19 protein-coding genes and 1 riboswitch are annotated in these 24,724 nt (G+C 60.0%); of the genes, 8 read left to right on the top strand and 11 right to left on the bottom strand.

What is annotated here, in order from left to right; translation table 11 throughout:
- Positions 1 to 43 precede the first annotated feature (43 nt).
- The gene (locus OA90_RS22320; protein WP_208986254.1) at positions 44 to 784 is read left to right on the top strand and encodes a hypothetical protein; all 741 of its coding nucleotides are present in this window, start codon (positions 44 to 46) and stop codon (positions 782 to 784) included.
- 65 nt (positions 785 to 849) lie between these two features.
- Here the strand turns inward: OA90_RS22320 and eda are convergent, their stop codons facing one another.
- The 8 genes from eda to OA90_RS22280 all read right to left on the bottom strand — a co-directional run bounded on the left by eda (position 850) and on the right by OA90_RS22280 (position 10,539).
- Complete coding sequence (eda, locus tag OA90_RS22315) at positions 850 to 1,488, bottom strand: bifunctional 4-hydroxy-2-oxoglutarate aldolase/2-dehydro-3-deoxy-phosphogluconate aldolase (protein WP_068417754.1); 639 nt, start codon at positions 1,486 to 1,488, stop codon at positions 850 to 852.
- A 28-nt stretch (positions 1,489 to 1,516) separates the two neighbouring features.
- On the bottom strand, positions 1,517 to 3,337 hold the full coding sequence (gene edd / locus OA90_RS22310) for a phosphogluconate dehydratase (protein ID WP_068417853.1): 1,821 nt from the start codon (positions 3,335 to 3,337) through the stop codon (positions 1,517 to 1,519).
- A 138-nt stretch (positions 3,338 to 3,475) separates the two neighbouring features.
- Positions 3,476 to 4,951: a glucose-6-phosphate dehydrogenase gene (gene zwf, locus OA90_RS22305; RefSeq protein WP_068417752.1), complete on the bottom strand. Its 1,476-nt coding sequence runs from the start codon at positions 4,949 to 4,951 to the stop codon at positions 3,476 to 3,478.
- Positions 4,952 to 5,047: 96 nt separating this feature from the next.
- A complete protein-coding gene (locus OA90_RS22300) occupies positions 5,048 to 5,995 on the bottom strand; it encodes a carbohydrate kinase (RefSeq protein ID WP_068417850.1) in 948 nt (315 codons plus the stop codon).
- Between the two features lie 240 nt (positions 5,996 to 6,235).
- Positions 6,236 to 7,033 (bottom strand): ATP-binding cassette domain-containing protein, encoded by a 798-nt coding sequence (locus OA90_RS22295; RefSeq protein ID WP_208986252.1) that lies wholly within the window; start codon positions 7,031 to 7,033, stop codon positions 6,236 to 6,238.
- Complete coding sequence (locus OA90_RS22290) at positions 7,009 to 8,091, bottom strand: ABC transporter permease (protein ID WP_068417749.1); 1,083 nt, start codon at positions 8,089 to 8,091, stop codon at positions 7,009 to 7,011. The genes OA90_RS22295 and OA90_RS22290 overlap by 25 nt, the downstream gene beginning before the upstream one ends.
- 84 nt (positions 8,092 to 8,175) lie before the next feature.
- Positions 8,176 to 9,192, bottom strand: coding sequence for a sugar ABC transporter substrate-binding protein (locus OA90_RS22285; RefSeq protein WP_068417746.1), 1,017 nt, complete (start codon positions 9,190 to 9,192; stop codon positions 8,176 to 8,178).
- 24 nt (positions 9,193 to 9,216) lie between these two features.
- The gene (locus OA90_RS22280) at positions 9,217 to 10,539 is read right to left on the bottom strand and encodes an ROK family transcriptional regulator (RefSeq protein WP_068417744.1); all 1,323 of its coding nucleotides are present in this window, start codon (positions 10,537 to 10,539) and stop codon (positions 9,217 to 9,219) included.
- Between the two features lie 365 nt (positions 10,540 to 10,904).
- Between OA90_RS22280 and ade the strand changes: the two genes are divergently transcribed.
- The 3 genes from ade (at position 10,905) to OA90_RS22265 (ending at position 15,983) form a co-directional block, all read left to right on the top strand.
- The gene (gene ade, locus OA90_RS22275; RefSeq protein ID WP_068417741.1) at positions 10,905 to 12,626 is read left to right on the top strand and encodes an adenine deaminase; all 1,722 of its coding nucleotides are present in this window, start codon (positions 10,905 to 10,907) and stop codon (positions 12,624 to 12,626) included.
- A gap of 31 nt (positions 12,627 to 12,657) precedes the next feature.
- Complete coding sequence (locus OA90_RS22270; RefSeq protein WP_068417738.1) at positions 12,658 to 13,815, top strand: AAA family ATPase; 1,158 nt, start codon at positions 12,658 to 12,660, stop codon at positions 13,813 to 13,815.
- Between the two features lie 497 nt (positions 13,816 to 14,312).
- Entirely contained in the window at positions 14,313 to 15,983 is a 1,671-nt protein-coding gene (locus tag OA90_RS22265; protein ID WP_068417735.1) for a long-chain fatty acid--CoA ligase, read from the top strand.
- Between the two features lie 182 nt (positions 15,984 to 16,165).
- On the opposite strand, the gene OA90_RS22260 is transcribed toward OA90_RS22265, so the two are convergent.
- Positions 16,166 to 17,161 (bottom strand): DMT family transporter, encoded by a 996-nt coding sequence (locus OA90_RS22260; protein WP_208986251.1) that lies wholly within the window; start codon positions 17,159 to 17,161, stop codon positions 16,166 to 16,168.
- Positions 17,162 to 17,369: 208 nt separating this feature from the next.
- Between OA90_RS22260 and OA90_RS22255 the strand changes: the two genes are divergently transcribed.
- The 4 genes from OA90_RS22255 to OA90_RS22240 all read left to right on the top strand — a co-directional run bounded on the left by OA90_RS22255 (position 17,370) and on the right by OA90_RS22240 (position 23,222).
- Positions 17,370 to 17,957, top strand: a complete 588-nt coding sequence (locus tag OA90_RS22255; RefSeq protein ID WP_068417734.1) for a VOC family protein — start codon at positions 17,370 to 17,372, stop codon at positions 17,955 to 17,957.
- Positions 17,958 to 18,167: 210 nt separating this feature from the next.
- Positions 18,168 to 20,471: a xanthine dehydrogenase family protein molybdopterin-binding subunit gene (locus tag OA90_RS22250; protein WP_068417731.1), complete on the top strand. Its 2,304-nt coding sequence runs from the start codon at positions 18,168 to 18,170 to the stop codon at positions 20,469 to 20,471.
- Positions 20,472 to 20,855: 384 nt separating this feature from the next.
- Entirely contained in the window at positions 20,856 to 22,118 is a 1,263-nt protein-coding gene (gene sbmA / locus OA90_RS22245; RefSeq protein WP_068417728.1) for a peptide antibiotic transporter SbmA, read from the top strand.
- A gap of 102 nt (positions 22,119 to 22,220) precedes the next feature.
- Positions 22,221 to 23,222 (top strand): DMT family transporter, encoded by a 1,002-nt coding sequence (locus OA90_RS22240; RefSeq protein ID WP_082837210.1) that lies wholly within the window; start codon positions 22,221 to 22,223, stop codon positions 23,220 to 23,222.
- A 118-nt stretch (positions 23,223 to 23,340) separates the two neighbouring features.
- Here the strand turns inward: OA90_RS22240 and OA90_RS22235 are convergent, their stop codons facing one another.
- Entirely contained in the window at positions 23,341 to 23,742 is a 402-nt protein-coding gene (locus OA90_RS22235) for a hypothetical protein (RefSeq protein ID WP_068417725.1), read from the bottom strand.
- A gap of 338 nt (positions 23,743 to 24,080) precedes the next feature.
- A complete protein-coding gene (locus OA90_RS22230; protein ID WP_068417722.1) occupies positions 24,081 to 24,317 on the bottom strand; it encodes an Lrp/AsnC ligand binding domain-containing protein in 237 nt (78 codons plus the stop codon).
- 249 nt (positions 24,318 to 24,566) lie between these two features.
- Positions 24,567 to 24,677: riboswitch (TPP riboswitch) on the top strand.
- Positions 24,678 to 24,724 lie beyond the last annotated feature (47 nt).

The raw sequence follows: 24,724 nt of genomic DNA, 5'->3' as shown, positions 1-24,724 counted from the left end.
GCAAGCGCTGTCCGCGGTATCGCACGGTTTGCGGCAGACGTTCGTGGCGGGCGGCCCCGACACTCTTACCCAAAGTTATATTCCTGCAAAGTCGCGCGGACCGGCATTCTTTATTGTTAAATTTACCGGGATGCATTTTTGCGGATGCAAGAAACAGAAAAGGGAACCCGCATTAAGTAAATCTCAAGCAGGTATCAGTAAAGTTTTTCGAATGAGCGCAGACAGCAACACTCACGGTTTTATCCACCTCCGGGACAATCCTGGTGCGGAAGAAGAAACCCTTGTGGTGGATTTTGACAATCTGGCCGTCATCGATGCCGTGATTTCCAACGTCAGCGAATGGGGATGCCGCCTGACCTCCGCCGACATTCGCGAACTTTACAAGAATATCGGCATCCGGGCAGGGAACACGGGCAAGCTGGTGAAGGCCGTGGTGACCTCCGTAAAGGGGAGCGACGCGGCTGTTCTGTTTCCAAAAACTGAAAAGGTCGTCACCGACAAGCGCCGTGAGAAGCGCAACAATGTCAAGATTCCGGTCAAGGTTTCCGACCTTGAAGGGATCACCGAGATCAGCGGCGTTATCGTAGATGCCGGCAACAACGGTTGCCGGATTACCGCCACGGGACTTGCCGGGCTTCCCGAAGAAGTGGTCCTGAACATCGGGAAAATGGAGAGGCCGGTCGCTGCGGAATTCGCCTGGCGGTCGGGAGGCAACGCCGGTCTGCGGCTTTTGTGGGACCGGACGCTGGAGCAACTCAGTGACGAGGAAGACGAGGACGCCTGACCGGAAGCACCTGGCCCCCTGTCCCGATCAACCCGCAATTCATTTTCTGAACGCCTGTGTTCCGCTCAGCCCTTGAGGCCTGCCGCCGCGCGTGCGCGCTCCTCGATGCCCGCCCAGTCTTCAGAAGCGATGGCCTTGGCATCGGCGATCCAGGAGCCGCCGACGCACAGCACGTTGGGCAGCTTCAGATAGTCCAGGGCCTTGTCCAGGCTGACACCGCCGGTCGGGCAGAATTTCGCCGCCGCGAGAGGAGAGGAGAGGGACTTCAGGTAGGATGCGCCACCGGCCTGTTCCGCCGGGAAGAACTTCAGCCGCTCATAGCCGCGCTCCAGCAGGAACATGACTTCGGACGCGGTCGCCGCGCCGGGCAGAAGCGGAACGCTGTGCTGGTCGGCCGCATCGAGCAGCGCTTCCGTCGCGCCCGGGGAAACGACGAAACGCGCACCGGCGGACACGGCGGCGTCATATTGCCTTGCATCCAGAACGGTGCCTGCACCGACTATGGCGCCTTCCACATGTTCGTTGACCGCGTCGATCGCCTCCAGCGCGTGAGGGGTGCGCAGGGTGATTTCAATGGCAGGCAGGCCACCCCGAACCAAGGCCCTGGCCATCGGAACAGCCTTTTTCGGGTCTTCGACGATCAGAACCGGAATAACCGGTGCCGCGCACATCACTTGTTCGATTTTCGCTTTGTCCTGGGCCAAGTCAGCCTCCTGGTTCGTTGGGTTTCGCTCAGCTGCCGAAGACGTGCGCGCCGGTGTCGGCCGTGCCGACATTTCTGCGGAAAGCGGCGAAGAGATCGCGGCCGACGCCGAACTGGTGGTGGCTCAGATCTGCTTCTGCAGGCGGGCGGGCGTTGAATTCTGCTTCATCGACCAGAACCGTCAATTCGCCACTGATCGCGTCCACCCGGATCATGTCGCCGTCGCGGATCTTCGCGATCGGGCCGCCGTCGGCAGCTTCCGGTGTCACATGGATGGCCGCCGGCACCTTGCCGGACGCGCCGGACATGCGCCCGTCGGTGATCAGCGCAACCTTGTGGCCGCGGTCCTGCAGGATGCCGAGGCAGGGGGTGAGCTTGTGCAGTTCCGGCATGCCGCAGGCCTTGGGGCCCTGGAAGCGGACCACAGCGGCAACGTCGCCGGTAAGTTCCTTGTTGTTGAACGCCGTCAGGAAGTCGTTCTGATCTTGAAAGACGCGTGCGGGCGCTTCGACGATATGGCGTTCCCTTGCGACGGCAGAGATCTTGATGACGGCCTTGCCCATGTTGCCGGACAGCATCTTCAGGCCGCCAGTCGGCTGGAACGCCTTGGAAAAGGGCGCAAGGACCGTCTCATCGCCGGATATCGCCGGGACTTCTTCGCGGGTCACATTGCCGTTCGCATCGAGCTTGGCTTCAACAGTGTAACCGGACAGATCGGTGCCGTGAACGGTCTTCACATCCTGATGCAGATATCCTTCGCCGAGGAGCTCGCGGATGAGGAATGCCAGTCCGCCCGCGGCCTGGAAATGGTTCACGTCAGCCTTGCCGTTCGGATAAACACGGGCAAGCAGCGGCACCACGTCGGAGAGCTCCGATATGTCGTCCCAGGTGAGGCGGATGCCGGCCGCTGCGGCTATCGCTACCAGATGCATCGTGTGGTTGGTGGATCCGCCCGTGGCGTGCAGGCCGATGACACCGTTGACGATCGCCTTTTCATCGATGATCTCGCCTACCGGGGTATATTCGTTGCCGAGGGCAGAGATGGCGAGGGCGCGCTTGGCGGCTTCCTTGGTCAGCGCATCGCGCAAGGGGGTGCCCGGATTGACGAAGGAGGCGCCCGGCATGTGCAGGCCCATGATCTCCATCAGCATCTGGTTTGAATTCGCGGTGCCGTAGAAAGTGCAGGTGCCGGGAGAGTGGTAGGCCTTCGACTCACTTTCCAGAAGCGCGTCGCGGCCAACCTTGCCTTCCGCATAAAGCTGGCGAACCTTGGCCTTGTCGTCGTTCGAAATGCCGGTCGTCATCGGACCGGCGGGAACGAATACTGTCGGCAGGTGGCCGAAGGACAGGGCGGCAATCGCAAGACCGGGCACGATCTTGTCGCAGATACCGAGGAAGACCGCCGCATCGAACATCTGGTGCGACAGGCCGACGGCCGCCGCCATGGCGATCACGTCCCGTGAGAACAGGGACAGTTCCATGCCATCCTGTCCCTGGGTGACGCCATCGCACATGGCCGGAACGCCGCCGGCAACCTGCGCCACCGCGCCGACCTCATGGGCCGCCTGCCGGATCAGCGCCGGGTAGGTTTCGTAAGGCTGGTGCGCCGACAGCATGTCGTTGTAGGAGGTGATGATGCCGAGGTTGGGAACCACATCGCCGGCAAGAGCCTGTTTGTCGGAAACACCGCAGGCCGCAAATCCGTGCGCGAGGTTACCGCAGGAGAGGCGGGAGCGTTGCGGGCCCTGTTCCGCCGCCTTGCCGATCCGCTCCAGATAGATGGAGCGGCTGTCGTGGCTGCGTTTGACGATCCGTTCAGTGACGTCGCCGATGCGGTCCTGGATGGTCATGGCTTCAATTCCTTTGCTGACCGGAAACCGGTCTGGCTGCGACTGCACGGACAAATAGGGCAGGTGTGCCCCTTTGCAGCTTGCTGAGCGAACTGGGAGATATAGGGCAAAGGGTCGCGATGTCCCTGAGACCTCCTCCTAATTGCCGTCGTCTTCGGTCCAGGTGCGTCCGTCCCGTTCCACCAGCGCGATGGAGGCAGAGGGCCCCCAGGTGCCTGACGTATAGCCCTTCGGTAGGTCCTTCGAGGAGGCCCAGGCCGTCTGGATCGGGTCGATCCACGCCCATGCCGCGTCCACTTCGTCGCGGCGCATGAAGAGTGTCTGGTTGCCACGGATGACGTCCATGATCAGGCGCTCGTAAGCATCCGGGTTGCGTACCTTGAAGGCGTCGGCGAAGCTCATGTCGAGCGGAACCTGGCGCAGGCGCATGCCGCCCGGGCCGGGGTCCTTGATCATGATCAGCATCTGCACGCCTTCGTCCGGCTGCAGACGGATGATCAGGCGGTTCGCGGTGATCGTGCCCGCTTCGGCATCGAAGATAGAATGCGGGATCGGCTGGAACTGAACGACGATCTCCGAAACCCTCTGCGCCAGGCGCTTGCCCGTACGCAGGTAGAACGGCACACCGGCCCAACGCCAGTTGGCGATCTCCGCCTTCAGGGCGACGAATGTTTCCGTCCGGCTTTCGTCATCACCAAGCTCGTCCAGATAACCGGGAACGGCGCCTCCGGCGGATGCTCCGGCTCTGTACTGGCCGCGCACGGTCAGTCTGTCGGCGTTGTGTTCGTCGATTGGGGCGAGCGCCTTGAGCACCTTCAGCTTCTCGTCGCGAACGCTGTCGGCGTTCATGGATTCTGGTGGTTCCATCGCAACGAGGCAGAGAAGCTGCAGGATATGGTTCTGCACCATGTCGCGCAGGGCACCGGCGGTGTCGTAATAGCCGGCCCGTCCGCCGACCCCGAGGGATTCCGCAACGGTGATCTGGACGTGATCGATATGGGCCGCATTCCAGAGCGGCTCGAACAGGGCGTTGGCGAAACGCAGGGCCATGAGGTTCTGGACGGTTTCCTTGCCCAGATAGTGGTCGATACGGAAGATCTGTTCTTCCTTGAAGACGGCCCCGACCGTTTCGTTCAGTGCCTTTGCGGATGCGCCGTCCTTGCCGATCGGTTTTTCGATCACGACGCGGGAATGTTCGTTGACCGCGCCGGCCTTGCCGAGATTTTCACAGATCGTGCCGAAAAGATCCGGGCCGACGGCCAGGTAAAACGCCCGCACGACCTTCGGCCGCTCGTCAAGGATCGTCTTGAGGTCGTCAAAGCCTTCCCCGGACGCGACGTCGATTTTCACGTAGTGGAGACGGTTCAGAAACAGCGCCAGATGCTCGTCGTCCAGATCCTTGACGTGCTCCTCCAGGGCCTCCCTGGCATATTTGCGGTAGTCTTCGTCCGAATAATCGCGGCGCGCGCTGCAGATGATACGGGCATTTTCCGGTACCTGGCCGTCGGCATCCCTGTGGTAAAGGGCCGGCAGCAGCTTGCGGTGGGCAAGGTCTCCGGATGCTCCGAACACGACCAGATCGAATTCTTCAACTTCGATGACGCGTACCGCCATAAGTACATCCCTTCTGAGCAGCAGTCTTTTCAACGACCTAGGGTGTGGCCGGATTCGATCCGGGTTCTAAATCGGTTTAATTTCCTTGTCAGCCCCTCATCTCAAAGTGGCCCACTCTTTTTCCAGTTCGCTCCGTGTCGGAAGGTCGGCCCCGCGCCGGGAACAGGTGACGGCAGCGGCCTTAACCGCAAATCCGACGAGCCGGGACAGTTTCGCTTCCTCAAGGGCCCAAAGCGTGTCTCGATCGGTCGCGCCGAGTTCCTTCAGACCGGCCAGAAGCGCAGCCTGAAACGTGTCGCCGGCCCCGACTGTATCTTCAACCTTGACGGTGACACCCGGACAACTGACTTCGGCATTCCGCATAAAGGCGGTTGCGCCATCCTGTCCTCTGGTGACGACGACGAGGCCGGCTCCAAGGGAGAGCCAATGGCGTGCAATCTCGCCGGGTTCGTCGTCAGGCGCGATCAGGGCCAGATCCTCGTCACTGACCTTCACGATGTCGGTGTGAGGCACCAGAGATTCGGTATTTGTGCGCCAGCGCGCCATGTCCGGCACCACGGTCGGGCGAATGTTGGGATCGAACGAGACCAGCGTGTTACCTTTCTCGCGCTCGATCAACGTCTTGAACGCCGTGGCGACCGGTTCCACAAGGGCGGTATAGGAGCCGATGTGCAGAAACATCGGCGGTTCCGCGAATGCGGGCAGGTTGCCGGTCGTTATCATCCTGTCCGCCGCGTCGGCGCCGTAGAACGTATAGGCGGGATGGCCGTGATCGTCTTTCTGGACCAAACTCAGGGTCGTCAGGTAGTCTGTCCTGAGAATATGCCGGTCCGAGACACCTTCGTTGCGCAGTTTCTGGATAAGCCTTTCGCCGAATGCGTCTTTCGAGATACCGCCGAAGAAGGCGGTTTCCTCGCCCAGCCGGGCAAGACCCGTTGCTACATTGAACGGCGAACCGCCGATCCGGGCATCGAAGGTCAGACCGTCACCGGTGGCGCTGTCGCCGAAGAGATCGAACAGGGCTTCGCCGCAAATCAGAAACATCAATTGTCCATACTGCTCGTCGGTTGTTCGAAAGGATCCGGCCGGGCGAGCCTCCGGAAGCGTTTCCCGCACCCGGAACATCCAGCGTCCTGATGACCGCGAAGATGACCCTCAATCGTTACCAGACCGGTCAACTCCGCTATTTTCCGCCGTTACCCGATGAAAACAGGCCGGTCTGGTGTTTATTGCCAGCCTATTCAAAAGGCAATGGCCCAGGTTGCTGGATAAATGGGCAATCGCTCAGGCCGCCTGGCTCTCGGGCGGGTCCATCGCACCGGTCATGATGGCCACCGCGTCGGACATGGAAAAATCGGCGGGTCTGATGACGCAGGCGCGCCGGCCAAGCCGGTGAATGTGAATGCGGTCCGCGACCTCGAACACATGCGGCATGTTGTGGCTGATCAGGACGATCGGCAGGCCCCTGGCTTTCACGTCATTGATGAGGTCCAGCACCCGGCGGCTTTCCTTCACGCCGAGAGCGGCCGTCGGTTCATCCATGATCACAACCTTGGACCCGAAGGTGGCGGCGCGTGCCACCGCGACACCCTGGCGCTGGCCGCCGGACAGGGTCTCCACTGCCTGGTTGATGTTCTGGATGGTCAAAAGCCCGAGCTCATTGAGCTTGTCGCGGGCGATTTCCTCCATCTTCCTTCGGTCGAGCTGCCGCAGCCACTTGCCGCGGAAACCGGGTTTACGGATTTCCCGGCCCATGAACATGTTGTCCGTGATCGACAGCGCGGGAGACATTGCGAGGGTCTGGTAGACGGTCTCGATCCCCGCTGCGCGCGCATCGATGGGTGAGGTGAAATGGACCGGCTTGCCGTCCAGCAGGATCTCACCGCTGTCGGGTTGCACGGCACCGCTGACAGCCTTGATGAGCGTCGATTTTCCAGCGCCGTTATCTCCGATCACGGCGAGGATTTCACCTGGATAGAGTTCCAGATCGGCATGGTCCATGGCCACGACGCGGCCGTAGCGCTTGACCAGATTGCGTGCTTGCAGAACAGGTTTCATCACACCGATGCCTTTCTGATCCATTGATCGACCGCGACCGCTGCGATAATCAGCAAGCCGATGAGCAGGTAGGTCCATTGCGCGTCGGCGCCGAGCAGGCGCAGACCGAGTGTAAACACACCAACGATCAGCGCACCGAACAGGGTGCCCAGAACGGACCCGCGGCCGCCGAAAAGAGAGATGCCGCCAATCACCACGGCGGTGATGGACTCGATATTGGCGAGCTGGCCGCTGGTCGGTGAGACGGAGCCGATACGTCCGATCATCGCCCAGCCGGCGAAGGCGCAGATAAGGCCGGAGAGCATGTAGACGGAAATCAGGGTCTTCTTGACCTGCACGCCCGACAACTGGGCGGCTTCCGGATCGTCACCCACCGCATAGACATGCCGTCCCCAGGCGGTCTGGCGCAAGGCGTAGGCAAGCGCCAGCACCAGAAGCACCATGAAGATGACCCCATAGGTGAAAACAGCGCCACCGATATTCACCTTGTTGCCGAAAAACTGAAGCAGGGGAGCGCTGCTGGCAATGTCCTGCGAGCGGATGGTTTCATTGGCCGAATAGAGGAAATTCGCCGCCAGAACGATCTGCCACATGCCGAGCGTGACGATGAAGGGCGGCAGTTTGACGACGGCGACCAGAAAACCGTTGATGTATCCGCATAGGGTGCCGCAGAGAAGGCCGCAGGCGATGGAGACCTCGACCGGCAGGCCGTAGCGGAACGTGAACTGCCCCATGACGACCGATGACAGCACCATGATCGCGCCGACGGACAGGTCGATCCCGGCGGTCAGGATGACTATGCTTTGGGCGGCTGCGACGATACCGACGATCTGCACCTGCTGCAGGATCAGGGTGAGTGCGAACGGGGAGAAGAACTTCGACCCGAGCAGAAGACCGAACACCGCTATGGAAAGAACCAGAACTACAAGCGGCACCAGTGACGGGGTCTGGTGCAGCGTGTGCTGAATTTTGTAGACGATTCCATGCTGGTGATCGTCGAATGCCGCCACGACATTGGGGCCGGAAGCTGCCGCGGTTTCGAAATCCGCAGGCCCGCCCTTTGTCTTTGTGTCTGAGTCCATGCCTTTTTACCCTCCCAAAACCGGTCGGAAAGGGGCGGAGTCGCCCACGCCCCTTTCCGGTATTGTCTTACGCTTAAACTGAGCTTAGCCCCAGCACAGCTCCGTGCCCTTGGCGGTGTCGATGGATTCCACGCCGTCTACCGGCTTGTCGGTCACCAGGGCGACACCGGTGTCGAAGAAGTCCTTGCCGGGAGTCGTAGCAGGTTTCGCGCCACTGTCGGCCCAGGTCTTGATCGCTTCGATACCCAGCGAGGCCATCAGCAGCGGATACTGCTGCGAGGTTGCGCCGATCACGCCGTCCTTGACGTTCTGCACACCAGGGCAACCGCCATCGACCGAAACGATCAGGACGTCATTTTCACGCCCGATTGACTTCAGCGCTTCATAGGCGCCGGCCGCGGCGGGCTCATTGATGGTGTAAACAACATTGATCGACTGGTCCTTGGCAAGGAGGTTCTCCATGGCACGGCGGCCACCTTCCTCATTGCCCTGGGTCACATCGTTGCCGACAATGCGCGGGTCGGTTTCGTCACCCCATTTGTTCGGGTCGCCGAGCTCGATACCGAAGCCCTGGAGGAAGCCCTGGTCGCGCAACACGCCGACGGTCGGCTGGCTGATGCCGAGGTCGAGCATGGCGATTTTCGCGTCGGCGGCCTTGTCGCCAAGGCTGGCGGCGGCCCATTGACCGATCAGTTCACCGGCCTTGAAGTTATCGGTCGCGAAGGTTGCGTCCGCCGCATCGATCGGGCTCAGCGGGGTGTCGAGTGCGATTACCAGAATGCCGTTGTCGCGGGCCTGCTGAACGGCCGGGACGATTGAAGATGTGTCGGACGCGGTGAGCAGGATGCCCTTGGCGCCATCGGCGATGCAGGTTTCGATAGCCGCCACCTGGGTTTCGTGATCGCCGTCGACCTTGCCTGCAAAGGATTTCAGCTCGATGCCGAGCTCTTTAGCCTTGGCTGTCGCACCTTCTTTCATTTTCACGAAGAACGGATTGGTATCGGTCTTTGTGATCAGGCAGGCGGTAACGTCTGCGGCGACCGCAGGAGCTGCCGTCATCACGGCAATGACCGAACCAGTCGCGAGTAATTTGCGGATCATTGTGTATTTCCTCCCTGGCCTTTGTCAGTCGGAACGGTCGGGTGTGGCCAGATGTGATCCCAACCGTGCTGCCCGTGCCGGAAAACCGGCACGATCTTCTGTATTGCCGGCCCCGGCGGGGCCGGTGTCTTTCCCGCCCGTCAGGATTGCGGCGCGCGGAGAGAAGTTGAAAAATTGCGGCAGGCTGGCCGCTCCGATGGCACCTGCATCATGTCCGAAGCTACCGACATGGATATCCGGTGACTTGCGCATCTCGGGCGCGTTCGCCTCAACGGCTACCGTCAATGCCTGGCGGAACCTTTCTCGGAAAGGCGCCTCGAGATCGCCGTCGATGACCACCAGCGGCATGTCGAGCAGCGAGAAGGCGGAACGCATGGCCAGCGCAAGCGCGCCGACGCAGTCTTCCATCCATTCCTCGAACCTGGCCTCGCTGCGCGCGAAAGCCTCATGCAGATCCTTGCGGCTCATGTTCGGAAAATTGTCCGGGTCCAGATGACGGGCCAGGGATACCAGAGACGCCCGGGAAAGCAGAAGATCCCATTCGTGCCTGGAAGGGGGGGCGCTCGGCAGGTTGCTGGGCGGGACGGGTATCATCGCCACATCGGCGGCATTGCCTGTCTTGCCCCGGACCACATCGCCCTTCAGTATCAGGCCTCCGCCGATTGCAGGACCCAGGAACAGGTAGAGGAAATCGTCCTTTTGCCGTCCAAGGCCATAGAAGAGTTCGGCCACGGCGGCGGCGGTGCCGTCGTTTTCCCTGAAGACGGCAAAGCCTGTGGCTTCCTCAAGCGCGCCGACAAGGTCGAAGTCTTCCCATTTCCTGAAGTCGGCTTCCGGCAGGCCGAGTTCGTGCAGCCAGGCACCGAGATTGAATGGCTGCGCCAGTCCGATGCCGGTGATGCGGAGCCTGTCCTTCTCGCTCAGATTTCCGATCAGGCTGTCGATGTCTTCCAGAAGAATTTCCAGAGCCTGCGCGGGAGCTGGGAGGATAAGGTCATGCAGGCGGCGGTCGATGATCCGTCCGGAGAAATCCATCAGAACCGTTTCCATGTTGGTGCGGTCCAGCCGCACGCCGAAGGAAAAGGCCCCTGATGCGGCGAGGCGCAAAATGGTCGCCGGCTGCCCTCTGCTGCCGTCATGACGTTTGCCCGCCTCGACGATCAGACCTTCTTCTATCAGGTCCTGGATGATGGCGCCGATGGCGGCGTTGGTGAGCTGGACGGCCCTGGCGAGTTCGGCTTTGGAGGCTTCGCCGGCACGCCGCAGAATCTGAAGGACAATGCGCTCGTTATAGCGCCGCAGCTGCGCGGAATTCGAACCGCGACCGCTTTTGCGGGTTCCATCCACCTTTCTCGCTCCTCCAGCGTGAGTCCGTTTCTGATGACGGCTCAATAATAATTTATTGTGATTTAATTATTTGCCTGCATGGCCTTTCTGTCAATTCGAATTCGCTTTTGCGTTGCGAAGATTTTATGCTGCAGCGCGGTAAGATATTGATTTGGATAGTTAACAAATCCTTCGTTTCACCGGCTTTTCTACCGCTTGGTAAGGTATCTGGTCGCCCGGTTGCAAGCAATCGTCCTGCACACTCCAGCATTAGCATCAGGGGAGGTGCAGGTGACGTTTCCGGGAAAGGATCTGCAGCGAAAGCGTTGATAGCGGGCGCAAGTTCCGTATTGTCGGGGACACAACTGGAATCGGAGAGAACATTTATGCCGGTCAAACATGATGAAGCGTTTCTGGCGCGTGCGATTGCCGCCGGTTCGGGCGAGATCGACGCCGATCTGGTGATCAAGGACGTCCGTCTTTTCAGTGTGATCGACGGCAGCACGGTTGAAACCGATATCGCGATCGTGGGAGACCGGATCGTCGGCACGCATGGGCAGTACTCCGGCGAAGTCACTCTGGACGGGAAGGGGCTGACGGCGGTTCCAGGCTTCATCGACACACACCTTCATGTCGAGTCTTCTCTGGTCACACCGTTCGAATTCGACCGGTGTGTGCTGCCGCACGGCGTGACCACGGCGATCTGCGATCCGCACGAGATCGCCAATGTGCTCGGTTCGGAGGGCATCCGCTATTTCCTCGACAGCTCGCTCGAGACGGTGATGGACCTCAAGGTCAACCTGTCGTCCTGCGTTCCGGCGACTGCCTTCGAAACCGCCGGCGCCTGTCTGGAGATCGAGGATCTGCTGCCGTTCCGGGACCACCCCAGTGTTATCGGTCTTGCGGAATTCATGAACTTTCCCGGCGTGCTGGCACGCGATCCGAAGGTGCTCGCCAAGCTCGCCGCGTTTCAGGACGGCCATATCGACGGCCATGCGCCGTTGCTCTCGGGGCTGGGGCTCAACGGCTATCTTGCCGCCGGCATCAGCACCGACCATGAAGCCACCTCGGCGGAAGAAGCGCTCGAAAAACTGGCCAAGGGCATGACCATCCTGATGCGGGAAGGCTCGGTTTCGAAGGACCTGGAGGCGCTTGCTCCGATCCTGACGCCGGATGTGTCGGCCTTCGTGGCCTTGTGCACGGACGACCGAAATCCGCTGGATATTGCCGAGGAAGGCCATCTGGACAGCATGATCCGCCGCTTGATCGCCAAGGGCATCCGGCCGCTCGATGCTTACCGGGCGGCGAGCTGGTCGGCGGCAAATGCGTTCGGGCTGAAGGATCGCGGCTCCGTTTCGCCCGGCAAGCGCGCCGACATCGCGCTTCTTGACGATTTCGAGGCCTGCCGGGTCGCTCAGGTGATCTGCGGTGGCGTTCTGGTGACTGACGAGGAGTTTTCGAAGCGCTCCATCGTTGCTCCAGTCGGACTGGACAGCGTCAAGGTCGCGCCCGTCACCGCGGAAAAATTCGACGTTCCCGCCCGCAACAGCGAAGCGGATGTGATCGGTGTCGTTCCGGGCAGGATCATCACCGAGCATCTGAAGCGAACCTTGCCGGTGACGGCGGGAAAGACACTGGCGGATCTCGATCAGGATGTCCTGAAGGTGGCCGTGGTCGAGCGGCACAAGGGAACCGGCAACATCGGGCTCGGCTTCGTCAACGGTTTTGGCATGAAACGCGGAGCGATCGCTTCGTCCGTCGGTCACGACAGCCATAATATCTGCGTCGTCGGGGCGGACGAGGAGGCCATGGCGCATGCGGTCAACCGGGTGATCGCCATGAAAGGCGGTTTCGCGGTGGCCGATCAAGAAGGGGTCAAGGCGGAGCTTGCCCTGCAGCTTGCCGGTCTGATGAGCCTGGAATCGTTTGAGACGGTGAAGTCCGATCTGGAAGAGCTGCGTGCCGCCGCGAAGGAACTCGGCTGCACTCTTGCGGAGCCTTTTCTGCAGGTCGCCTTTTTGCCGCTGCCGGTCATTCCGCATCTGAAAATCACCGATTTCGGCATGTTCGATGTCAACAAGTTCGAACTGATCGACCAGGGATCCTGAGCCGGGAAACCGGGAGAAGGAGGCATCTGCCTTGATTTTGACCCTTGCCGTCTCCGGCTACCGCTCTTTGCGTGACCTGGTGCTGCCGCTGGACCGCGTGACGCTCGTGACCGGGGCCAACGGCAGCGGAAAATCCAGTCTTTACAGGTCGATCCGCCTGTTGGCCGATGTGGCCCAGGGCCGTGCGATCGCCTCGCTTGCGGCGGAAGGCGGGTTGAGCTCAACTCTTTGGGCGGGTCCCGAGGCGTTCTCGCGGGTAATGAAAAAGGGTGAACAGCCGGTTCAGGGAACTGTGCGCAAGGGCGTGGTCAGCCTGAAGCTCGGATTTGCTGACGAGGACTATGGCTATGCCATAGATCTCGGGCTTCCGGCCGATGCGGGCCGATCGATGTTTTCCATGGATCCTGAAATCAAGGTGGAGGCTCTGTGGGCAGGCGAGGCGTTGTCGCGGTCGAACGAGATCGCCGGGCGCAACGGTCCCTCCGTACGCGTGCTGAACGACCGGGGCCAGAGACTGCCGGTTCTGCAGAACATGGCCCGCTTCGACAGCATGATGACCCATGCGGCGGATCCGAAAGACGGGCTTGAACTGCTGGTCATGCGCGAGCGCATGCGCGCCTGGCGGTTTTACGATCACTTGCGGACTGACCGGGAGGCGCCCGCCAGATTTCCGAAAATCGGCACGCGGACGCCGGTTCTCGGCGCCGACGGGGGAGACCTGGCGGCGGCCGTTCAGACGATCCTGGAGATCGGCGATCAGACCGCTTTTGCGGAGGCGATCGACGATGCGTTTCCAGGCGCCGCCGTCGAAATCACGGTCAACGACGGCTATTTCGAGTTGCTGATGCGGCAGAAGGGCCTGCTGCGGCCACTTCGCTCCAGCGAACTCTCGGACGGTACGTTGCGCTATCTCCTTCTCACCGCTGCCCTGCTGTCGCCGCGGCCTGCACCACTCGTCGTATTGAACGAGCCTGAAACCAGCCTGCACCCCGCGCTGCTGGAACCGCTTGCCCGGCTGATCGCAAAGGCGGCCGAATCAACCCAGGTGCTCGTCGTCTCCCATGCGGACGAACTGGTTTCCTGTCTGGCGCCGCAATCCGGTTGCGTCCGCTACGACTTGCGCAAGGAACTGGGAGAAACCGTTGTGGACGGGCAGGATCGGCCCCGTTGGAACTGGCCGAAACGCTAGCGCCTGTCGCGTTAAATTGAATTCAGGAAACCACCCGAACGCATTTGCAACGCAAACGCCGCCTCGAGTGTTTTCCAAAATAGCTGAAGTCGCCTAAACGCGACACGCTTTAAGCAGTCATGCGTTCAATCGACCGCAGGTTGATGGCGGTGGAGTTAAACATTTTTGTTTGAAGTGATAAGTTTATGATTCTGAATATGTATTTTCACTCGAACTTTCGAGTTTTTCCCTTTACGACAATCGGCACGCTTAAAAAAATGACGAGCTGTCCTTACGTCGCGAGTTGACGTGAACGGAAGGTTGCGCCATGTCAGAGGGACCTTGGATTATGGATCCGTTTCTTGTTCAATTGCGGGTCTGCGGTCCAAAAAGGCACGCTTTGCCTGCGCTCGGGTGTAAAGGAGGAAGGAATTTCCGGAAGGTCTTTGAACTTCCGGAGAATTCGGGATTGCAACCGAACCGCGCGGTAACGCGACAAAGACGTTTTGGAGAACGCAATGACGACTGCGGAGGAGTGGACTGCGGCCTTCAGGCCCCGTCCGATACACGAATACCTGGAACAGACAGTTGCGACATTCGGTTCGCGGCCTGCCGCCGACTTCATGGGCAAGGGCTGGACCTATGCCGAACTTGGTGAGCTTGTGGACCGCACAGCGGCGGGGTTGCAGGCCATGGGCGTGGGACCGGGGGTTCATGTCGGCCTGTGCCTGCCCAATACGCCCTTTTATACGATCTTCTATTTTGCGATTTTGAAGATCGGCGGCACGGTCGCCAATTTTAATCCGCTTTATGTCGAACGTGAAATTGCTTTCCAGGCGCGCGACGCTGATGTGCGCGTCATGGTGACGATGGATCTGAAGGTCATCTATGACAAGGTCGAGCGGGTCCGGGAGGAGCGTGTACTCGACAAGATCATCGTCTGCCCGATGAGCTTCTGTCTCCCGACTGTCAAGAAAGTGCTGTTCGGTCTGTTAAAGCGAAAGGAATTGGCGCGTATTCCCGAGGATGCCGCGCATATCCGCTTCGCCGACCTGCAGACCAAAGGGGCGCATCCGACCCCGGTGGATATCGACCCGGCCGAATCCATCGCGGTGCTGCAATATACCGGCGGCACTACGGGCGTTCCCAAGGGAGCGATGCTGAGCCACGCGAACCTGTCTGCAAATATCGAGCAGATGAGTTGCGTGTTTGAAAGGGCTCAGCCTGGCAATGAGCGGATGCTTTGTGTGCTGCCGTTCTTTCACGTGTTCGCAATGACGGTGGCGCAGAATCTTTCGATCATCCTCGGCGCGGAAATGGTGCTGCAGCCGCGCTTCGAGTTGAAGGCGCTGCTGGAAGCGATCAAGCGCAAGAAGGTGACGCTGTTTCCCGGTGTGCCGACCATCTACACCGCGATCAACAACTCGCATATGACCGCGAACTACGATCTTTCCAGCATCAACCTGTGCCTTTCGGGCGGCGCACCGCTTCCCGTGGAGGTGAAGGAGAGTTTTGAAAAACTCACCGGCTGCATCCTCGCGGAAGGCTACGGCCTGACGGAAACATCCCCTGTGGCCGCGGTCAATCCGCTCGATCGAAACAGCCGCGCGGGTTCCATCGGCCGGCTGGTTCCGGGAACCAGGGCACGCTTTGTCAGCATAGAGGACCGCAAGACCGAAGTCGGCAAGGGCGAGAAGGGTGAGTTGCTGCTCCACGGACCGCAGGTCATGAAGGGCTACTGGAAACGCGAGGACGCGACCGCGGACAGCATCACCGCAGACGGCTATCTGCATACCGGCGATGTCGGATACCAGGACGACGAGGGGTTTATTTATCTGGTCGACCGGATCAAGGATCTGATCCTGTGTTCGGGCTACAACGTCTATCCTCGTGTCATAGAAGAAGCGATCTATCTGCATGAGGCCGTCGACGAGGTAATCGTCATCGCCATTCCGGACGCATATCGTGGCCAGTCGCCAAAGGCATTCATCAAGCTTAAGGAAGGGTGTTCCGCTACGGCTGTGGACATGAAGACCTTTCTGAAGGATCATCTGTCGACCATTGAAATGCCACGGGAATTCGAGTTCCGCGACGAGTTGCCGAAGACCATGGTCGGTAAATTGTCGAAGAAGGAACTGGTTGAGGAAGAGGCCAAAAAACGTGCGGACGCCGAGGCTGGAGCCGCCTGAACGCGAAGGCTTGGCCCTTCAAGGCGAGTCGCTTTCCGGGTTCTTCTCTCTGCACGGCTTGTTTTGGCGACTGCCGTCCCGGACTTGATCCGGGAACTGTATGAAGCGTGAACCTAGGTCCCGGCTCAAGCCCGGGGCTGCTTCCCCAACCTTTTGCTCGACGCTCTGACCGGAAATTTCCGTCAGTTGTTATAGCCGCGCCCGTCGGCGGCGCGGGCGAGTTCGCGGCCGCGTTTGGCTTCCCGGCGCACGGTGTAGATTGACGCGGCGATAATGACGGCAGCGCCGATCAGTGTTTCGAACCGCGGCCACTGGCTGAAGACCAGCGCTCCCAAGATCGTCGCATAGAGAAGCCGCGTGTAATCGAGGGAGGCGATGGCCGTGGCCTCTCCCGCCTTGAACGCCTGAATGTTGGCCATCTGGGCGGCCCAGGAGAAGATGCCGATGAGGAGCAACAATCCCCATTCCAACAGGGACGGCGCCTGCCAGGTGAGCGCTGCTGGGATCAGCACGATAATCCCGACACCGAAGGCCTGATAGGTCAGGATGGTGACCGGTGCGTCGGTCCGGGTCAGGATGCGCACCACGATCATCACCATGCCGGCGCAGGCCGCCCCCGCGATGGCGAGCATGGCGAAGGGATCGATCAGACCTTCACCGTCGGGACGGAGCATCAGCACAACTCCAAGGAAACCGACGATTGTCGCTCCCCAGCGGTGTATGCCGACCTTTTCGCCCAGCAGCCAGATCGCGAAGATTGTCAGGAAGAAGGTCTTGGAGAAACTGATCGCGGTCGCGTCGGCCAGGGGCAGCTCGATGATGGCCGAGAATCCGAACAGCATGGCCGTCGTCGCGAAGACAATGCGGGTAATCTGGAGGCCCGGCCGTTGCGTTGCCAGCGAGGTGGGCAGACCGCTTAGAATTTGCGGTGCGACGATCACCAGCATGAATACCTGCCGGACGAAAAGGATCTGAAAGACGCTGAGGTCCTGGCCGACAAATTTGATCAGCGTGACCATGATTGAAAACAGGAAGGCCGCCAGCAGGATCCAGATCGCGCCAATGGTATTGGCCGGCAGATGCCCGGTCCGTTCGGCGAATTTTCTAGCCAGGCGATTGCCCTTCGGGGGGCCGGAAACGCCGGTGGCCTGTGACGGCTCCGGATCTTTCTGGTGCATATCCATGTTGGTCCTGGCCCGGAAAGTCTTTTGGAGGGGGCGATGCGAAATGAGCATCGGAAACAGTGAAAGGCAGGTCGGGCAGTTGGAGACGGTTGAACCAAACTTAGCGATTTTCCAGAAGAAGGGGAAGAGGGGGGCATGTTTGCCTTTCCGCCAGAGATGGCCCTAAATGTCCAGGGACGCAGCAAGGGGAGGGAGGACCGGAATGCGCAAGATCCAGACCCAGGGTATTCATCACATCACTCTGGTGGGCGCCGATCGGCAGACATCCATCGATTTCTGGGAAGGGCTTCTGGGCATGCCCTTCGTGTTCGAACAACCCAACCTGGACGATGCCGAGCAGAGCCATCTCTATTTCGATCCGGGCGACGGCCGGCTGATCACCATCTTCACAAGTGAGGACCGCAAGCCCGATGACGGCCCTGCGCCGCAGGCGACAGGCTGCGTCCATCATCTGGCGCTCGATGTCTCCCAGGCGACTTTCCGGCAGATCGCGGAACGGCTTGACGCGCGCGGGATCTCCCATAGCGGTCCGGTGGACCGGGGGTTTATGGATTCGCTCTATTTTCGCGATCCTCTCGGTTTCCTGATCGAACTCGCAAGCTACCGGTTCGTACCGCCCGCAGGCGTGCTTATGGGGGAAGTCATGCTGGAAGCACACAAACTGAGGGTGGCGCGCGGTGACTACAATATTCAGGAAGTGCACCTGGCGGATGCCATCGAAAACCTGACCCGGGAGACCCGTCGCAGCCTGTCCGACGACCGGGAGGCCCGCAATCCCTATTCTCGCTGATGCGGATTTCCTGAATTCAATCTAACGCGACATGCTTTAATCAGGATCGACAAAGGCCAATATGTGTTTTTTAGCGCTGGCCGGTTTCCAGATGCGATTGATCTGATATTGTGACGTGGTCTCATTCGCCATCGTACACTATGATTGAGCCATTGCTCCTGGTGTTCGGCATTCCCGGGAAGATCTTCCCAAAACTGCAGGTCCAGTTACATGAACCAGATGGTCACTCCGAAGTTCGGTGTTGGCGCGCCACTGCGTCGCAAAGAAGACGAGCCGCTCCTGACAGGACACGGCATTTATACCGGCGATTATACGCCGCAAGGATGCCTCCACAGTTATGTTCTGCGGTCGGCAATGGCACATGCGAAGATAAGTCTTGGCAATGTGGACGACATCCGGGCGATGGACGGGGTCCGGATGGTCCTGACCGGTGCGGAGCTCGCCGGCAGGTCCATGCCCTGTCTGGGGCGTCCCAGGCAGATCGACGGGACGAATTTTCCGATCCCCGAGCAGCCGGTTCTGTGTTCGGATACGGTGCGGTATGTGGGCGATGCGATTGCCTTCATTGTCGCCGACAGTCTGGAAACCGCACGCAATGCCGCCGAGATGCTGGAAGTCGACTACGATCCGCTGGATGCGGTTGTCGGTATTGAAAAGGCGCTGGCTCCAGGGGCGGTTCAGGTCTGGCCCGAATTCGGCTCCAACGTCTCCTTCACCTACGGACAGGGCGACGAGGCGAAGACCGACGAGGCCTTCGCACAGGCCGACAAGATCGTTTCGATCGATCTGGTCAATAATCGCATCGTCGCCAACTACATGGAATTGCGCGGCTGTGTCGCCGAGTTCAATTCCGAAAGCGGCCGTTTCAAGCTGACCCTTGGAACCCAGGGCGGTCACGGCATGCGCGACACCATTTGCGGCATTCTGGATCTGCCCAAGGAAGACCTGCAGGTGATCACGCCGGAAGTCGGTGGGGGTTTCGGCACAAAGGGTTTTTGCTACCGCGAATATCCGCTGGCCATGATTGCCGCCCGCGAGCTTGGACTGCCGGTGCGCTGGGCCGGGGACCGGATGGACCACTTCGTCACCGACGCCCATGGCCGCGACAATCTCAGCCATGCGGAGCTGGCACTGGACGGTGAAGGCCGGATCCTCGGATTGAGGGTGGATGTGAAGGCCGCCATGGGCGCTTATCTGCACCAGTTTGGCCCGTTCATTCCCTTTGTCGGCACATCCATGACCTCCGGGCTCTATGATATCCCGGCCGTATTTGCCAGGGTCGAAGGCGTCTACATGCATACGGTGCCGACGGACGCCTTTCGCGGGGCAGGGCGGCCGGAAGCGGCCTATCTCATCGAAAGACTGATTGAAACGGCCGGCGAGGAAACCGGGCTCGGCCCGGTGGAAATCCGCAAGCGGAATTTCATCAAGCCGGAGCAACTGCCTTACACCACCGGCACCGGCCGCATGTACGACACGGGCGATTTCGCCGGGCATCTGAACAAGGCCCTGGAAGTCGCCGACTGGACGGGCTTCAAGGCGCGCCAGCAAGCCAGTGCGTCTGCGGGAAATTACCGCGGTATCGGCATTTGCTCCTATGTGGAAGCCTGCGCGTTTCCCGGCAGCGAGGAGGCGACGCTGGAGCTGGATTCGAACGGCGGACTGACACTGCTGATCGGTACCCAGACCAACGGACAGGGGCACGCAACCGCCTATAGCCAGGTCGTCGCAGAGCAATTCGGCGTTTCCATCGAAGATGTCGAGCTTATCCAGGGCGATACGGACAGGGTGCGCAAGGGCGGCGGCACCGGCGGATCGCGTTCGATCCCGATCGGCATGCCCTCTGTGCGCGACGCCAGCGTAGCGCTGGTCAAGAAGGTCAAGGAACTGGCCGCCGACAAGCTGGAAGCCGGGATCGAGGATCTTGAACTGGACAGCGGTGTCGTGCGGGTCGTGGGAACCGACCAGCAGGTGACGCTGGCCGAAATCGCGGCTTCGGCGGGCGAAACGCTGAAAGCCAGCGAAGAAGTGAGCCAGAGCGAAGCCACCTATCCCAACGGCACCCATATCTGCGAAGTTGAGGTCGATCCGGAGACAGGCGATGTCTCGGTTGAAAACTATGTCATCGTCGACGATTTCGGGGTCACCGTGAACCCGCTGTTGCTCACCGGTCAGGTTTACGGCGGCACGGTCTCTGCGATCAGCCAGGCGCTGTGTGAACACACGGTCTATGATGACGAGGGGCAGCTTCTGACGGCGTCCCTGCTGGATTATCAGATGATCCGCGCGGCCGATCTGCCGGATATCCATTTCGAGACCCGCAACGTGCCCTCCACGACCAACGCCATGGGCATCAAGGGCGCCGGCGAAGCCGGATCCATTGGCGGCTGCGCTTCGGTGATGAACGCGGTTCAGATGGCCCTCAAGGAGGGAGCCGGGGTCACAGAAGTGATCGACATGCCGGCGACCCCGCTCCGGGTTTGGGACGCGATTCAGGCAGCGGGCCAGGTTTGACCGCCTGCACCAGATCGTCTGGAAGCGGAAATTCGCTTGATACGAGAATCAGAGGCCGGCGCGGGACGCCGGCCTTCGTTTGTCGATAACCTCGCGTTGATTATCCCGGCTCGCGCTACGCTTTGCCGGGTTGGTGACGTTGAGAGCACGCTTTTGTAAGCAGTCTGAAGAGCCGTTCGCAAAAGGACGGCGCACCGTCAGCAAGTTCCGGCCGGGTAAACCTGTCAGCCGCCCGGGACGGTTTCCGCCTCAGAGCAAACTCGCGCGAATGTGTCTGTGGTTTGTTGCAATTATACATTTGAAATGGCGGGTTCTTGCCGCAATCTGAGTTCTCCTTGTCGTGTGTGGCGCGATTCACCTCTTTCCAGAAACAGGATCCTCCCTGTGTTCAAGTCCTTCTTTCCAAGACCTCATCTGTTTTTTAGCTCCGCAGTCTTCTGGTCCATGGCCGCCGTTCTCGCATGGTACGGCTTTGCAGACGATCTCGGCGGACCGCTCGGTTTCGGCACGATGCCGGAGGGCGCTTTGCCACCGGTCGGCCTGAGCTTCTTCATCACGCCCGACTTCCTCTGGTTCTATGTCTATTACGCGCTCTGTACCGGGCTCTTCTGCGGATTCTGGTCGTTCCAGGCACGGAACCATCCCTGGAAGATCTGGTCGATCTGGGGATCGGCGCTGATCATCTTCACGACCTATTTTTCCGTCCAGGTGTCGGTGGCGATCAACAACTGGCGGCGGCCCTTCGGCGACACACTGCAAAACGCCCTGCAGGGGGACGAGGGCATTGTCGCGGGAGACTTCTACTCGCTGATGCTGAGCTTCGCGGAAATCGTTTCCCTGAGCGTGACGCTGTTTGTCGTGACGCGGTTTTTCGTCAGCCACTACATCTTCCGCTGGCGCACCGCGATGAACGATTATTACGTCAGCAAATGGGGCAATGTGCGCCACATCGAAGGGGCCTCGCAGCGTATTCAGGAAGACACGATGCGTTTCGCGCTGATCATGGAAGGGCTGGGTGTCTCCATGATCGATGCGGTCATGACCCTCATCGCCTTCCTGCCGGTCCTGTTCGCCCTGTCCGGCTATGTGCAGACCCTGCCGATCATAGGTGAAATACCCGCACCTCTGTTCACGATGGCAATCTTGTGGTCGCTGTTCGGGACGTTTCTCCTGGCGGTGGTCGGCATCAAGCTGCCGGGCCTGGAATTCCACAACCAGCGTGTCGAGGCCGCCTATCGTAAGGAACTCGTCTACGGTGAGGATCATGAGCATCGGGCGCAGCCCGTAACCCTTCAGGAGCTGTTCTCCAATGTGCGACGGAACTATTTCCGGCTCTATTTTCACTACCTCTATTTCAACCTTACCCGCAGCATCTACCTGCAGGCGGATAACCTGTTCGTCTATTTCCTTCTCGTGCCAACCATGGTAGCCGGTGTTATCACTTACGGCATTGTCCAGCAGATCCTGACCGCTTTCGGGCAGGTGTCCTCCTCGTTTCAATATCTGGTCAATTCCTGGACGACGATCATCGAATTGCTCTCCATCTACAAACGCCTGAAAGGCTTTGAGGTTTCTATCGCCGAACGGGAAAGTCTGATGACGGGTGAAGCGGGAGAACCGGTCTCACACCCGGCTGAGGGTTCATAAATCAGGGCCGCCGATCCGGCGTTACCCAACCTGATCCTCGCGGTTCTGCGGCCCGACGCACCGCGTGAGACACCTTTCTGCGCCGGGCCGCGGAAGATCTGCATGACGCTTCGGAGCGTATTGTCCCGCTTTTCGGGCCCACCTGCGCAGGCGGGCATGACCCGGCACGCGCCGCTCCACGGGATTTCGCTGAAGGTGGCCTCAACCCTGGCGTTTTTTGTCATGGCCACGGCGCTGAAGATCGCCGCGGAGACCGTTCCGATTGGGCAGCTGGTGTTCGCGCGCAATTTCTTCGGCCTGTTCCCCGTGCTTCTCATGGTGGCGATGCGCCGGGAATTGGGACTGGCCTTTCAGACGCAGAACCCACGCGGGCACCTGCTGCGGGCGACCATCGGATTGTCGGCCATGGTCTGTGGCTTCACCGCCCTCTCGCTGTTGCCGCTGCCGGACGCCACGGCGATCGGTTTCGCTACTCCGCTGTTTGTGGTGGTTCTGGCGTTCTTTCTGCTGAGAGAAAAGGTCCGGATCTATCGCTGGAGTGCGGTCGGGGTCGGCTTCATCGGGATCCTGGTGGTGCTGTCGCCACATCTGGGCGATGCCCATCTTGACGGCCCCGCTACCCTTGGCGCGGCGATCGGCGTGATGGGGGCCGGCTTTGCCGCGCTTGCCATGATCACCGTGCGCAAGCTCTGCGAGACCGAACGCACCTCGACTATTGTGACCTGGTTTGCCGGGGCCTCCACGATTCTGGCGCTGATGACCCTTCCGCTCGGCCTCATGCTGCCGGGGCAGGCCTGGGTCATGCCGGATGCACCAACTGCCGGTTTGCTTGTCCTGATCGGACTGGCCGGGGGAGTCGGCCAGATTCTGCTGACCCAGAGCTACCGGTTCGCGGATGCCTCGACCATCGCGCCCTTCGACTATGTGAACATGCTCTGGGCGATCATCGTCGGCTGGGTGATCTTTTCCGAGATACCGGTTCCCGAAGTGGTGATCGGCGCCCTCATTGTCATAGCCGCGGGCGTGTTCGTCATCTACCGTGAACACAAACTCGGCCTCGACCGCACCAAGTCCCGCCGCGCGTCGTCACCGTCGAGATCGTAAGAACGCCTTTACAGACCGACTTCAAACGCTGCATGCCGTCCCGGCCTTGAGCCGAGACCTATCCCGAACAGACCCCGACTCAAGGCCGGGGCGGCACTTCGTGCATTGAATTTCCTGACTACTGCGGCTTGTACAGGAAAGTCTCGACGGCGCTTTTTGTGCCGTCCGGGAAGATCAGTTGCACGCTGATGGACTGGGTCGAGCCATCGGGCCGTTCCAGATAGGGCTTTTCCTTCAGAACCGCGTTCGGGTTGTCCGGGTTGCAGTCATCCAGTTCCCAGATCTCGTCCAGCGGGCCGCCGTTAAGGCCGTAGAACACGTAGTCGATGCCGCATTTCCACGCTTCCAGATGGGTGAAGTAGATCAGTTCCTGACCCTGCCAGTCCCGGAAGGCCACCCAATTGGCCTTGGTCAGGTCGAGGATCTGTTTGATCTGCTCCGGCGGCATGCCCTGAGCGGTCGCCGGAACCGGCAGGAAGCTGAGACCCAGTATGAGGGCGGCGGATTTCAAAATGCGCATGGAATATCTCCTGATGAGAAAAGCGTGCGATAAATCACTCGGACTCCCTGCGTTCAAACAGATGCGGGAGGTCTAGGGTGTGGACCCATAAAATTGTACTTTCAGGCATCAATCCGACAAAGAAGAGCAAGGAAAAGCCTGAAGAGCCATGCTTGTGCATGGGGCAAAGGCTTTAACGCCGCTCTTCGCAGCCGGATTGATGTCCTTCGGATCGTTCAGAAAGCGACTGTCTCCAGCGTTGCAAAATCTTGAAAACCAGAAAGGTTTCCTGCGATCTTGCGCCTTGGCGCCAATCATTTTCTGAACGACCTGAAAGCACAATTTTATGAGTACACACCCTAGAAAGCCTTGAAGGTAATGATCGTTTTCGTGTCCTGAATGCCGTCGATGGGATGTACTTTTTCATTCACGAAATGGCCGATATCGGCTCCGTCTTCGATATAGAACTTTATCAGAAGATCGTAATCGCCGCTGGTGGAATAGACCTCGGAGGCAATCTCGGCGTCGGCGATCGCGCCGGCGACCTGGTAAGTCTTGCCGAGCTGGCATTTGATCATCACGAAAAACGGGGTCATGCGGCGCTCCGGACATTGGGACGAGAGCATCTTGCGGTCCTGCGAAGGTTCACAGGATGCTCTCTCATTTCAAGATCGATCAGCTTCCGGCCGTTGATGCGATTGCAAGCTGACGGCCGCCGATCCGGACAAATTCTTTTCAAGGACATCGCCCATCTCGGCATTCCAGTCAATCGTCTGTGCCGTCAATCGGCAAAGGGACATCATGCCCGGGGCCTTGCAAAAGCAGGCGGGTCTTGCTAGCTGTCAGTCATCTCATGGGGGTGCCCGGCAATAGTGGTTCGGGCTGAGAGGCGGCTGGCCAACTCCTTGAACCTGATCCGGCTTGTACCGGCGGAGGGATTTGAGATGATGACATTCAGGGCGGATCGCCCGCACCACATCCATCTTCATACAGGCGCATTCGC

Source organism: Labrenzia sp. OB1, from assembly GCF_001624695.1.
Classification (GTDB): Bacteria; Pseudomonadota; Alphaproteobacteria; order Rhizobiales; family Stappiaceae; genus Roseibium.
This window is presented reverse-complemented; position numbering and strand designations above follow the sequence as displayed.